At 66.5% G+C, this 11748-nt stretch carries 11 protein-coding genes; 2 read left to right on the top strand and 9 right to left on the bottom strand.

Features of this window, described 5'->3' with window-relative positions:
- Positions 1-65 precede the first annotated feature (65 nt).
- The 5 genes from argB to AB0J29_RS28785 form a co-directional block, all read right to left on the bottom strand.
- The gene (argB, locus tag AB0J29_RS28765; protein WP_364793016.1) at positions 66-1001 is read right to left on the bottom strand and encodes an acetylglutamate kinase; all 936 of its coding nucleotides are present in this window, start codon (positions 999-1001) and stop codon (positions 66-68) included.
- Entirely contained in the window at positions 998-2215 is a 1218-nt protein-coding gene (gene argJ, locus AB0J29_RS28770; RefSeq protein ID WP_364793019.1) for a bifunctional glutamate N-acetyltransferase/amino-acid acetyltransferase ArgJ, read from the bottom strand. Before argJ ends, argB begins: the two co-directional genes overlap by 4 nt.
- Positions 2212-3270 carry an N-acetyl-gamma-glutamyl-phosphate reductase gene (gene argC, locus AB0J29_RS28775; RefSeq protein ID WP_364793022.1) on the bottom strand — a complete coding sequence of 353 codons (1059 nt, stop codon included), beginning with the start codon at positions 3268-3270 and terminating at the stop codon, positions 2212-2214. The genes argJ and argC overlap by 4 nt, the downstream gene beginning before the upstream one ends.
- 185 nt (positions 3271-3455) lie before the next feature.
- Positions 3456-4160, bottom strand: coding sequence for a winged helix-turn-helix domain-containing protein (locus tag AB0J29_RS28780; RefSeq protein WP_364793025.1), 705 nt, complete (start codon positions 4158-4160; stop codon positions 3456-3458).
- An 87-nt stretch (positions 4161-4247) separates the two neighbouring features.
- Positions 4248-4739, bottom strand: coding sequence for a pyridoxamine 5'-phosphate oxidase family protein (locus tag AB0J29_RS28785; RefSeq protein ID WP_364793028.1), 492 nt, complete (start codon positions 4737-4739; stop codon positions 4248-4250).
- 63 nt (positions 4740-4802) lie between these two features.
- On the opposite strand from AB0J29_RS28785, the gene AB0J29_RS28790 reads away from it, so the two are divergent.
- Positions 4803-5774: a YafY family protein gene (locus AB0J29_RS28790; RefSeq protein WP_364793031.1), complete on the top strand. Its 972-nt coding sequence runs from the start codon at positions 4803-4805 to the stop codon at positions 5772-5774.
- A 21-nt stretch (positions 5775-5795) separates the two neighbouring features.
- Here AB0J29_RS28790 and AB0J29_RS28795 read toward each other — a convergent pair whose 3' ends face one another.
- Complete coding sequence (locus AB0J29_RS28795; RefSeq protein ID WP_364793034.1) at positions 5796-6953, bottom strand: epoxide hydrolase family protein; 1158 nt, start codon at positions 6951-6953, stop codon at positions 5796-5798.
- A gap of 63 nt (positions 6954-7016) precedes the next feature.
- Between AB0J29_RS28795 and AB0J29_RS28800 the strand changes: the two genes are divergently transcribed.
- Positions 7017-7979: a WYL domain-containing protein gene (locus AB0J29_RS28800; protein WP_364793103.1), complete on the top strand. Its 963-nt coding sequence runs from the start codon at positions 7017-7019 to the stop codon at positions 7977-7979.
- 60 nt (positions 7980-8039) lie between these two features.
- Here AB0J29_RS28800 and AB0J29_RS28805 read toward each other — a convergent pair whose 3' ends face one another.
- Genes AB0J29_RS28805 through AB0J29_RS28815 form a run of 3 tightly spaced genes read right to left on the bottom strand, consistent with a single transcriptional unit; the run spans position 8040 to position 11742 of the window.
- The gene (locus AB0J29_RS28805) at positions 8040-9491 is read right to left on the bottom strand and encodes a gluconate:H+ symporter (protein WP_364793037.1); all 1452 of its coding nucleotides are present in this window, start codon (positions 9489-9491) and stop codon (positions 8040-8042) included.
- 11 nt (positions 9492-9502) lie between these two features.
- Entirely contained in the window at positions 9503-10111 is a 609-nt protein-coding gene (locus tag AB0J29_RS28810; protein ID WP_364793106.1) for a bifunctional 4-hydroxy-2-oxoglutarate aldolase/2-dehydro-3-deoxy-phosphogluconate aldolase, read from the bottom strand.
- A gap of 23 nt (positions 10112-10134) precedes the next feature.
- Positions 10135-11742 (bottom strand): D-aminoacylase, encoded by a 1608-nt coding sequence (locus AB0J29_RS28815; protein WP_364793040.1) that lies wholly within the window; start codon positions 11740-11742, stop codon positions 10135-10137.
- Positions 11743-11748: the final 6 nt, after the last annotated feature.

Genomic DNA, 11748 nt, shown 5'->3' on the forward strand with positions numbered 1-11748 from the left:
GCCGGCGCTCGGCTCCGTCACGACGGACAGGTCAGCTGTGTTGATTGTTTGCTCGCTGCGCTCGCTCATATTCTCGTTCCGTTCAGCGTGTCCGCCGCGCTCGTCGGGAGCGGGGCGGGCGTCACCATCGTTCCGATTCCTTCTCCGGTGAACAGTTCCAACAGCACCGAATGCGGGACGCGACCGTCGATGACATGCGCGGTCGGCACCCCACCCTGCACGGCGCGCAGGCAGGCTTCCATCTTGGGCACCATGCCCGCATCCAGTCGCGGGAGCAACTCGGCCAGTTCGGCCGTATCGATGCGCGAGGTGAGCGACGAACGGTCCGGCCAGTTGGTGTACAGGCCCTCGACGTCGGTCAGGATCACCAGTTTTTCCGCGCCGATGCCCTCGGCAAGTGCGGCGGCGGCGGTATCGGCATTGATGTTGTGCACCACGCCGTCGGCGTCCGGCGCGATGGTGGAGACCACCGGAATGCGCCCCGCGCCGATGAGGTCGAGCACCGCGTCGGCATTCACCTCGGTGACATCGCCGACCAGACCGATATCGGTGGCCTCTCCGTCGACATCGACGGTGCGCCGGGTCGCGGTGAACAGCCGCGCGTCCTCACCGGAGATGCCCACCGCGTACGGACCGTGCGCATTGATCAGCCCGACCAGTTCCCGGCCGACCTGACCGAACAGCACCATCCGCACCACATCCATCACCTCGGGTGTGGTGACGCGGAAGCCGCCGCGGAATTCGCCTTGCAGACCCAGCTTTTTCAGCATCGCGCTGATCTGCGGTCCGCCGCCGTGCACCACCACCGGATGGACGCCGACGGTGCGCAGGAACGCCATATCGGCGGCGAAGGCCTGTTTGAGTTCCGCATCGATCATCGCGTTGCCGCCGTATTTGACGACCACGATCTTGTCGCGGAACTTCTGCAGCCACGGCAATGCGTCGGCGAGGACGTGTGCCTTGTCCAATGCCGAAAGCTCCTGCACCGCTTCGCTGGTCATGAGCTGTAAGCCGAATTCTCTTCGACATAGGCGTGCGACAGGTCGGTGGTCCGCACGGTGGCGGTGCCGGCACCGACATTCAGTTCGATCCGCACCTCGATATCGGCGCCGGATAGATCGACCTCGCGCGCGCCCGGCGCGCCGACACTGTCGACGCAGACCGGATTCCCGTTGAACGACACCGAGATCCGGTTCGGATCCAGGGTGATCGGGGCGATGCCGACGGCGGCGAGCACCCGGCCCCAGTTCGGGTCGGAACCGAACAGCGCGGTCTTGACCAGACTGTCGCGGGCCACGGCGCGGGCCGCGATCAGCGCCTCGTCCTCGGAGACCGCACCGGCGACGGTGATCCGCACCCGCTTGGTCACGCCCTCGGCGTCGGCCATCAATTGGGCGGCCAGATCGTCGCAGACCGCGAGCACGGCCGCATCGAGGTCCTCCTGTGCCGGCGTGACCTCGCTCGCCCCGTTGGCGAGCAGCAGCACCGTGTCATTGGTGGAGCAGGAGCCGTCGACATCGAGCCGGTCGAAGGTGAGCCGAGTCGCGTTGCGCAGTGCGCGATCCAATTGTTCGGCGCTCGCGGCGGCATCGGTGGTCAGTACCACCAGCATGGTCGCCAGCGACGGTGCGAGCATGCCCGCACCCTTGGCCATGCCGCCGACGTTCCACTTGTCGCGGTGGTGGAAGGCCGCTTCCTTGGGCACAGTGTCGGTGGTCATGATCGCGTGGGCGGCATCGAGTCCGCCGGACAGCCCGCCGGCCATTTCGTGCACGATCTCGGTGACCGCCGGGACGACCTTGTCCATCGGCAGCCGGTCACCGATCAAACCGGTTGAGCAGACTGCGATTTCGCCCGCGCCGGTTTCGGTGCCCCAATTACTCAGTGCCTTGGCCAATTCCTCGGCGGTCCGGTGGGTGTCCTGGAATCCGCCCGGACCGGTACAGGCATTGGCCCCACCGGAATTCAGGATCACCGCGCGCAACCGGCCACCGGTAAGCACTTGCTGCGACCACAGCACCGGCGCGGCCTTCACCTGGTTGCGGGTGAACACGCCCGCGGCCGCGTACTCCGGCCCCTCGTTGAATACCAGTGCCAGATCGGGTTTTCCGCTGGCCTTGATGCCCGCGGCAATGCCCGCCGCCCGGAAACCGAGCGGTGCGGTCACGCCCTGGCTCCGGACCAGCTTGCCCGCCGGGGTTTCGATCGTTGTCACGGTGCCACTCCTACGGTGGAAAGTCCTGCGGCCTCGTCGAATCCGACCGCCAGATTCATGGATTGGACCGCGGCGCCCGCGGTGCCTTTGGTCAGGTTGTCGATCGCACCGATCACCACGAGCAGTCCGGCATCGGCATCCACCGCGACCTGGAGGGTGACGACATTGGAGCCGAGCACCGAACCTGTCTGCGGCAGTGTGCCTTCCGGCAGCAGGTGCACGAATGGCTCGTCGGCGTAAGCCTTTTCATAGACCGCGCGCGCCTGGGCGGCGTCGACCAGGGTCGGGGCAGTGCAGGTCGCGAGGATGCCCCGCGGCATCGGCGCCAGCACGGGGGTGAACGATACGGCGACCTCGGTACCACCGGCGGCCCGCAGGTTCTGCGCGATCTCCGGGGTGTGCCGGTGCGCGCCAGCGATGCCGTAGGCCCGTACCGAACCCATGACCTCGGAGCCGAGCAGGCCGACGTCGAGTTTGCGGCCCGCGCCCGAAGTACCGCTCACCGCAACCACATTCACCGTCGGTTCGATGATTCCGGCCGCAATCGCCGGTGCCAGCGCGAGGCTGGCGACCGTGGGATAGCAACCGGGAACAGCGATCCGGTTGGCGCCGCGCAGTCGTTCACGCCCGCCCGGCAGTTCCGGCAGGCCGTAGGGCCAGCTGCCGGCGTGGGTGGTGCCGTAGTACTTCTCCCAGGCCGCCGCATCGGTCAGCCGGAAGTCGGCGCCGCAGTCGATGATCACCGTCGACTCCGGCAGCTGCTGGGCGATGGCGGCGGACTGCCCGTGCGGCAGGCCGAGGAAGACGATGTCGTGGCCGGCCAGCTGGTCGACCGTGGTCGGGGCGAGCACGCGATCGGCGAGCGGCAGCAGATGCGGCTGGAGCTCCCCCAGCGCGCTGCCCGCATTCGAGCCCGCGGTCAACGCACCGATGACGAGGCGTCCGTCGCGGTAGGCAGGATGACCGAGCAATAGACGCAGCACCTCACCGCCGGCGTATCCACTGGCACCGGCCACCGCAACCCGCAAGACCGGGCCGCCCGACGAATCAACCATGTGATGATTATGCACGATTATGCAAGCCCATTCATGAACGGGGGTCGCTCTATCGCTGTCACCCCACCTCACCAGGCCGTTCCGGATCGCACAGGCAGTGATACCCGGGAAGGTCGCGCCGCAATCGCGTCGATGAGATTCGACACTCGATCCGATCCGACGCGCCGCGTACCGCGCAAGCTTTGTCAGACGACCGTCGCTGGATCGATACCGAGCGCCGCACGCAGACCGATCTCCCCCTTCGGCGTGAGGCGGACGGCGCGGCCGGATCCGATGCGTCGGACCCAATCCAGTGCCTGTAGCCGGCGGCACAACTGTGCGCCCGCAGCACCGCCGAGGTGAGTGCGGCGTTCGGTCCAGTCGAGGCACGGGCGGACAATCGGGCGGCGAGTGCGCAGTGTGTTCGCGTCGATGCCCATCGGCCCCGTCAGCCAGACCAAGCCCGCCTCGGTGAGGGCGAAGCCGTCGTCGACATCGAGCAGTTCGTGCTCGGTCATGGCGTCGGTGATCGCGACGCCGAGTCGGCCCGCGAGGTGGTCGTAGCAGGTCCGGCCGCGGGCCAGGGCCGCCGTCGCGGTGGACGCGCGCAATGTCGCGGATTCGGGGCGGGCCGGTTCCAGGTGGGCGACCATGGTCTCCAACAACTCGGCGACCTGCGGACTCGCCAACTGCACATAGCGATGCCTGCCCTGACGACGTTCGATGAGCAGACCGCCGTCGAACAGCCGGTTCAGATGCTCGGTCGCGGTGGATGGCGCGACCCCGGCGTGGCGGGCGAGCTCACCCGCGGTCCAGGCCCGACCGTCGACCAGGGCCAGGCACATATCGGCGCGGGTGCGGTCGGCCAGCAGGGTGGCCAGTCCGGCCAGCTCGGCTCCTCGGGTTTGCATCACACCATGATCGCGCCGGGTTATTTCGGCAAGCACCGAAGTGTCCGGCCTGAAGAAAACATGATCACCGCCGACGACCGCGATCGCTCAGTGCTTGCGCACCACTCGCTCCCCCTGTCCCGGCTTCCAAATGGTGATATCGAGGTGATCGTCGATGACCTCGACGGTGGAAGCGCCGGTCAGTTCGGCGGTGTAGAAGTGGTCGAAGTCCTGGTCGCGGATATCGAACCCGGTTTCGTCGAACAGTTGCTGGGCGAAGCGGGCGTGCACTTGCTTGTCCGAAAGGTCGGCGACGGTGCCGAAGAGCTTCGCGTCGCCGTCGCCGACCTGTGTGTCGACGGTCGCGGTGTGCAGGCAGAACCGTGGGTCACGGGCGAGATCGTTGAACTTGGTGGTGTTCGGCATGCCCACGATCACCAGCATGCCCTCGAAAATCCGCGGTTCGACGGGGCTGATGCGGGGGAAACCGTCGGAGCGCAGGGTCCCGAGCATGCAGAGGTTGCCGGTGGCCTGGTGCCGACGCGTGAACACGGTGGCGATACGTGGCGCTTCTTCGGTGAACTGGCTCCATGTGGTCATGCGCACGACGGTATGAGCCAAACCTGACATCTTCTGTCAAGTCTTATGGCTAATCTCGGATTCATGCGAGCGAGTCGACTGGTGCAGCTGTTGTTGCTGCTACAGACCCGCGGCCGGACCACCGGACCGGAGCTGGCGCGCGAGTTGGAGGTGTCGGTGCGGACGGTGTATCGCGATATCGAGGCCCTGTCCGCGGCGGGCGTGCCGATCTACAGCGAACCGGGCCGGACCGGCGGGGTGCGGCTGGTCGACGGGTACCGCACCCGGTTGACCGGTCTCACCACCGAGGAAGCCGATGCGGTGCTGCTCGCCGGACAACCCGCGGCCGCCGCCGATCTCGGACTCGGCACGGTGTTGGCGACCGCACAGCTCAAGGTGCTGGCCGCGCTGCCACCCGAATTGCGCGGCCGGGCAACACGAATCGCGGAGCGCGTCCACGTGGATGCACCAGGCTGGTTCCATCGCCCTGACGAAACACCAACGCTGGCAACGGTTGCCGATGCACTATGGCACGACCGGCGACTGGACATCCGTTATCAGCGCAAGGATCGCACCGTCCAACGCCGCCTAGATCCGCTCGGCCTCGTACTGAAGGCCGGAACGTGGTATCTCGTCGCACGTGACGGATCGGCCATCCGCTCCTATCGCGTCAGCCGGATCGCATCGGCGGAGCAGAACGGCGAATCCTTCACGCGCCCAGATGATTTCAACCTCGCTGCGCATTGGTCGGCAGCCGCCGACGATTTCGCCCGATCGATGCTGCGCGTGCGGGCTCGCTGCCGGATCGCGTCCGCCCAGCTGCGGCTGCTCCGGTTGATGAACGAGCCCGCCGCGGTCGCCGAGGCAATGGCATCGGCAACCGAACCGGACGCCGAGGGTTGGGTCGAGGTGACCATTCCCTCGGAGTCCTACGAGGTGCTGGCTAGTGCGATCCTGCCGCTCGGCGAATTCTGCGAGGTCCTGGACCCGCCCGAATTCCGCGACCGGCTCGCCACGACGGCCTTCGCGATGGCCGAGCGCTACCGCAAGCCGTGAGCCCGCACACCCGGTGCCGACTCAGCGCAGCAAGCGGAAGAATGCGCGCACATCGCTGATCAGCAGGTCCGGTGCTTCCATGGCCGCGAAGTGACCACCCCGGTCGTATTCGGTCCAGCGCACGATGTTGTGCTGCTGCTCGGCGAGCACACGAATGGAGTTGTCACCGGCGAACACCGCTGCCGCAGTCGGCACGCCAGAGTTCCGCTGCGGCATACCCCACGAATCCCCCTCCCCGTACAACCGGATCGAGGAGACGAAGGTCCTGGTGAACCAATAGAGGCTGACATTGGTCAGCAGCGCGTCGCGATCCACCGCGTCATCGGGCAACTCGACTGCGGGATTGGTCCAGCGCTGAAAGATGTCCACGATCCAGGACAGCAGCCCGGCAGGCGAATCGTGCATGCCGATGGCCAGGGTTTGCGGACGCCCCGCCTGCACCATCGCATAGCCGTACCGGGTGTAGCTCTCGCTTCCGGTGAGTTTGTCCAGCTTCGCCCGATCCGCTGGGCTGTAGTCCGGTTCCGTTCCGTCATCGGTCCAGGTCGGCAACGTGATCGGCCCGTTCACGTGGATGCCGAGCACATGGTCGGTGGCGATCCGACCCAGCTCGGTCGAGACGAAGAAGCCCGCGTCGCCGCCTTGTGCGCCGTACCGGTCGTAGCCGAGCCGTGCCATCAACTTTGCCACCACCTGCGCGAACTGCTCGGTGGCACCGTCCCCGACTTTCGGCCCGGCCGCCGAGAAGGCGAATCCGGGCAACGAAGGGATGACCAGATGGAAGGCGTCGGCCGAATCGCCGCCGTGCGCCCGCGGATCGCTCAAAGGTCCGATCACATCGAGGAATTCGATGAACGAACCGGGCCAGCCGTGGCTCAATACCAGCGGCACGGCATCGGGTTCGGGCGAGCGGACATGCAGGAAATGCAGCTGCTGCCCATCGATATCGGTAACGAACTGCGGCAGCTCGTTCAGTCGCGCTTCGACTGCGCGCCAATCGTATTCGGACCGCCAGTACTCGGCGAGGTCCTTCATGTACGAGATCGATGCGCCCCTATCCCAACCAACACCGGGGATTTCAGCCGGCCACACAGTATTCGCCAGCCGGGCGTGCAGATCGTCGATCCGGTCCTGCGCGATGTCGATACGGAAGGGTCGAATGTCGTGTTCGGTACTCACGAAGACGACGGTATGACCCCCTTAGGACAGGATCGTTCCTAAGCATCTGACATGCTGGAATTCGTGTTGGAGACCTCGGCACGACTGCTCAAACTGCTCACCCTGCTGCAAACCCGTCGCGACTGGACCGGCACCGAACTCGCCGAACGACTCGGCGTCACCGGCCGCACGGTGCGCCGCGATGTGGATCGGCTGCGTGAACTCGGCTACCCGGTGCACGCCACCCGGGGCACCGCGGGCTATCGGCTCGGCGCCGGGGCCGCGCTGCCGCCACTGCTGCTCGACGACGAGGAAGCCGTCGCGGTGGCGGTCGGCTTGCGCAGCGCCGCCGACGGCACCGTCGCGGGCATCGAGGGGGCATCGCTGCGCGCGCTCACCAAACTCGAGCAGGTGCTGCCGCCCCGCCTGCGCCACCGGGTCCGCACATTGCGCGGCGCGACCGTCCGGGTCGGCACGCCGGACGCAACCGTCCAGCCGGATACGTTGATGGCCGTCGCCGAGGCCTGTCAACGGCACGAGCGCCTGCGTTTCGACTATCGCGCGCACAGCGGTGCGACCACTCGTCGTACGGTGGAGCCGCACAGCCTGGTGCACTTCAGCAGGCGCTGGTACCTCGTCGCCTGGGATGTCGATCGCGGTGACTGGCGTACTTTCCGAGCCGACCGCATCGCACCACGAGCACCCACCGGCCCACGTTTCACGCCACGCGAACTCCCGGAAGGTGATGTCGCGGCCCACCTTTCGTTACGGCTGTCCGCCCGCGCCTGGCCACATCAAGCAATTGCCCTGCTGCACAGGTCCGCCGAGGACGCTGCGGCGAACGTGTGGCCCGGCATGGGCGTCATCGAAGCCGTCGACGATCACAGTTGCCAACTGCACGTCGGCGCGGACACACCGGAGGCACTGGTCTGGATGATCACCTCGGTCGATATCGACTTCACACTGCTCAGTGGCCCGCCCGAACTCGTCGCGGCCATTCGTGCCCACGCCGACCGCTGCGTCGCCGCTGTGCGGAACTTCGACTGATCTGCACGAATCGTCCAGCCCGGCGTCGGGATTCGGACCGACGCCGGGCTGCGACGCGGCTCAACTCACCATCGCGAACAGGACCGCCGCGACCGCGAAACTGACCACCGACAGCACGGTTTCGAGCACCGTCCAGGTCTGCAGTGTTTGCTTCACCGTCAGGTTGAAGTACTTGGAAATGATCCAGAAGCCACCGTCGTTCACGTGGCTGAGGATGATCGAACCCGCCGCGATCGCCATGGCGATGAGTGCGATGGCCAGCTGCGAATAGCCTTGCCCGGTGACCAGCGGCGCGACAATGCCACCGGTGGTCACGATGGCGACGGTGGCCGAGCCCTGAGCAATGCGCAGGCCGCAGCTGATGATGTACGCGAGCACGATCACCGGCAGACCGGCCGCCGACATGGTGTCGGCGAGTGCGGTGCCGATTCCGGTGGCGGAGATGATCTTTCCGAAGAACGCACCCGCACCGACCACCAGCAACAGCATGCCGACCGGCTTCAGCGATTCCGCGGTGAGCGTACCGAGTTCCTGCACACTGGAACCGCGCCGCACACCGAGCAGATAGAAGGCGACGAGCACCGCGATCAGCAACGCCACGGCCGGTGTGCCGAGGAAGGTGAGCACTTGCAGCAGTTGTGAATCCTTGGCCAGCCATTGGCTGCCGAAGGTGGCACCGAGAATGAGCACCAGCGGAATCGCGATAATGCCGCCGATCAGGCCGACCGCAGGCGGCCGCGTCTCGATCCGGGTCGTCTCCGGAACCATTGCGGCGCCGGGACCTTCGCCCTTCGCCGCGGGCTCGACTTCCGGCCGCACCAGGAATTCGGCGGGCACCTCGACCCGCACCCGCTTGCCGATGTAGGTGCCCCACACGATGCCAGCGGCAACAAAACCCGGTATGCCGCACACGAATCCCATGACGATCAGCCAGCCCAGGCTCACCCCGAGCAGACCGCCAAGTGCCACCGGACCCGGATGCGGCGGCAGGAAGGCGTGGGTCATGGACAGACCGGCCAACATCGGCATGGCGTAGAGCACCAGCGAACGGCCACCGCGCTTGGCGGCCACATAGATCAGCGGTGCGAGCACGAATATGCCGATATCGAAGAAGACCGGGATGCCGAAGATGAGCCCGAGCAGACCCATGGCGACCGGTGCGCCCTTCTCGCCGAAGATGCCGAGCAGCTTGCCGGTCAAAACATCGGCACCACCGGAGCGTTCGAGGATCGCACCGAGCACCGTGCCGAGGCCGATGATAACCGCGATATGCCCGAGGATGCCGCCGAAGCCGGTCTCCAGCAGCGAATCCCCCGGCTTGATCGCCGTACCGACGATCTTCGACACCGGTAGTCCGGCGGCGAGCGCCAGCCCGAGTCCGGTGAGCAGCAGCGCGATGAACGGCTCCAGCTTGACCTTGATGATGGCGAACAGCAGTACGGCAATCGCGAGACCGCACAGCACCAACAATCCGGGTGTCGTGGTGCGCAGCCAGTCGACAGTGGCGCCCATATGGGTACCTCTCAATTCATGGATCGAACGAATGACGCCGCACGCGAGGCGATTTCGGACCATCGGCCCGTGGCGACGTCGGTTGGGGCCACGACATCGGTACCCGCGGTCACGGCCACGGCTCCGTTGGCGAGGAATTCGGCGGCATTGCCCGCATTGACGCCCCCGGACGGAATGAGCGCCACATCGGGAAAGGGGCCGCGCAGGTCTTTCAGATAGCCGGGACCGAGCGCCCTGGCGGGGAAGATCTTCACCGCCGCGGTGCCGAGGTCGAGCGCGGTGAGCACCTCGGTGGGCGTGAAAGCACCCATGACGACCGGAATGTCGTGCTCGGCCGCGACGGCCGCGACCTCCGCGCGCACACCCGGCGTGACGAGGAACCGTGCACCGTTATCGATCGCGGCCTTGGCTTGGTCGGCGTGCAGTACGGTTCCGACGCCGACGACCGCATCGGGAGCCGTTGCGGCAATACGCAGGTAATCGAGCACGCCGGGCGTCGTGAAGGTCAGCTCCAAGGTACGAATTCCGGAGCGCGCCAAGGCATCCACCAGCGCCAGCGGATCCGGAATCTCCGGCGCCCGCACCATACTCAGCACGCGATCGGCGCGCATGACTTCCATGGCGCCGAGGGAGCCCGTGGCGTTCAATATGTCTCCTTCCGCGTGGTATCCATGCGCAGCGCGCGCCCGGCGAGCGTGCCGGTGGGCGCACCGTCCTCGATGGCGAATTCACCGTTGACCAGCACATGCCGAATGCCGCGCGCCTGCTGCTTCGGGTTGTCGAAGGTCGCGGTATCGGCGATCGTCGATGGGTCGAACAACACGAGATCCGCTGCATACCCGGTGAATACGTGTCCGCGATCGCTCAGCCGCAGCCGCTCGGCGGGTCGGCCGGTGAGGTGGTGCACACACTCCTCGAGCCCGAGCACGCCGAGTTCGCGGACATAATGGCCCAGATAGCGTGGGAAGGTGCCCCAGGCGCGCGGATGCGGCCGATCGCCGACGAGCAGTGCGTCGCTGCCACCCATATGCGCCGGATGCACCATGATCGCGCGCACGTTCTCCTCGTGCCCGACATGCTGCAGGATGGTGGTGGCCAATTGATCTCGGCGCAGCAGGTCGAAGAACACCGCAACGGGTGCGCGATCGGTATCGGCCGCGATTTCCGCGACGGTCTTGCCGACGTACTCTGCCAGCTCCGCCTTCGCCACACCGCTGATCTGAATGGTCTCCCATTCGACTGTGACGCCGTGGCAGCCGTCGGAACCATGTACGTTCACGTCCACTGTGATTCGCGCACGCATCTCGGGATCATCGATGCGCGCCAAGGCCGCATCCGGCCCGCCGGACATCGCCCAACTCGGCAGCAGCGCCGAAAGTGTGGTGGAGCCGGGCAGATACGGATAGGTGTCGAGGGTGATGTCGCAGCCTTCGGCCCTGGCCGCATCGATCAAAGCCAGGAATTCCGGTGCGCGCCCACGGTTCACGCCGAAGTTCATGGTCGCGTGGGTGAGATGCAGTGCGCAGCCGGTGCTGCGAGCCAGGCCGATCATCTCGGCGTATGCCGCCAACGCACCCTTACCGTAGGAGCGCGTATGCGGCGCGTAGAACCCGCCGTATTCGGCGACGATCTCGCACAATGCCGCCAATTCCCCGGTGTCCGCATACATTCCGGGCGGATAGGTGAGCCCGCTCGACATACCGACCGCACCCTCGCGCAACCCTTGTGCGAGCAGCTCCCGCATCCGCCGGATCTCCGCTACGGTCGCAGGCCGCTGTTCGCTACCGACAACCAGCAGCCGCAGGGTGCCCTGCGGCACGAGATAGGCGGCGTTCGGCGTTATGCCTCGATCGAGCCGGTCCAGATACTCCGCGACCGTACGCCAGGAGAAGTCCAGGTCGGGATTGCCGTTCCATCCGGCGATCTGACGCCGCAACACCGCAAGGGTGGCGTCATCGATCGGGGCATACGAGAGTCCGTCCTGTCCGATGACCTCGGTGGTGACCCCCTGGCTGATCTTCGGAAAATGGCCGGGCTCGGTGAGCAGATGCAGATCGGAGTGCGCGTGCATATCGATGAAGCCGGGGGCGAGCACCGCACCAGGTGCGTCGATGAAGCGGTCCGCCTCGGCGATCGTTCGCGGATCGGCGATCGCGCAGATCCTTCCCCGATCGATGCCGACATCAGCGCGGAAGCGCGGCGCCGCGGTGCCGTCTATGACGTCGATATCGCGAAACACCAAGTCCGTCATGGCCGC

This window comes from Nocardia sp. NPDC049707, from assembly GCF_040674855.1.
Lineage (GTDB): Bacteria > Actinomycetota > Actinomycetes > Mycobacteriales > Mycobacteriaceae > Nocardia.

Coding starts and splice junctions, on each gene's coding strand:
- argB (WP_364793016.1), bottom strand. CDS start 1,001: ATGACCAGCGAAGCGGTGCAGGAGCTTTCGGCATTGGACAAGGCACAC.
- argC (WP_364793022.1), bottom strand. CDS start 3,270: ATGGTTGATTCGTCGGGCGGCCCGGTCTTGCGGGTTGCGGTGGCCGGT.
- AB0J29_RS28780 (WP_364793025.1), bottom strand. CDS start 4,160: ATGCAAACCCGAGGAGCCGAGCTGGCCGGACTGGCCACCCTGCTGGCC.
- AB0J29_RS28785 (WP_364793028.1), bottom strand. CDS start 4,739: ATGACCACATGGAGCCAGTTCACCGAAGAAGCGCCACGTATCGCCACC.
- AB0J29_RS28790 (WP_364793031.1), top strand. CDS start 4,803: ATGCGAGCGAGTCGACTGGTGCAGCTGTTGTTGCTGCTACAGACCCGC.
- AB0J29_RS28805 (WP_364793037.1), bottom strand. CDS start 9,491: ATGGGCGCCACTGTCGACTGGCTGCGCACCACGACACCCGGATTGTTG.
- AB0J29_RS28810 (WP_364793106.1), bottom strand. CDS start 10,111: ATGGAAGTCATGCGCGCCGATCGCGTGCTGAGTATGGTGCGGGCGCCG.
- AB0J29_RS28815 (WP_364793040.1), bottom strand. CDS start 11,742: ATGACGGACTTGGTGTTTCGCGATATCGACGTCATAGACGGCACCGCG.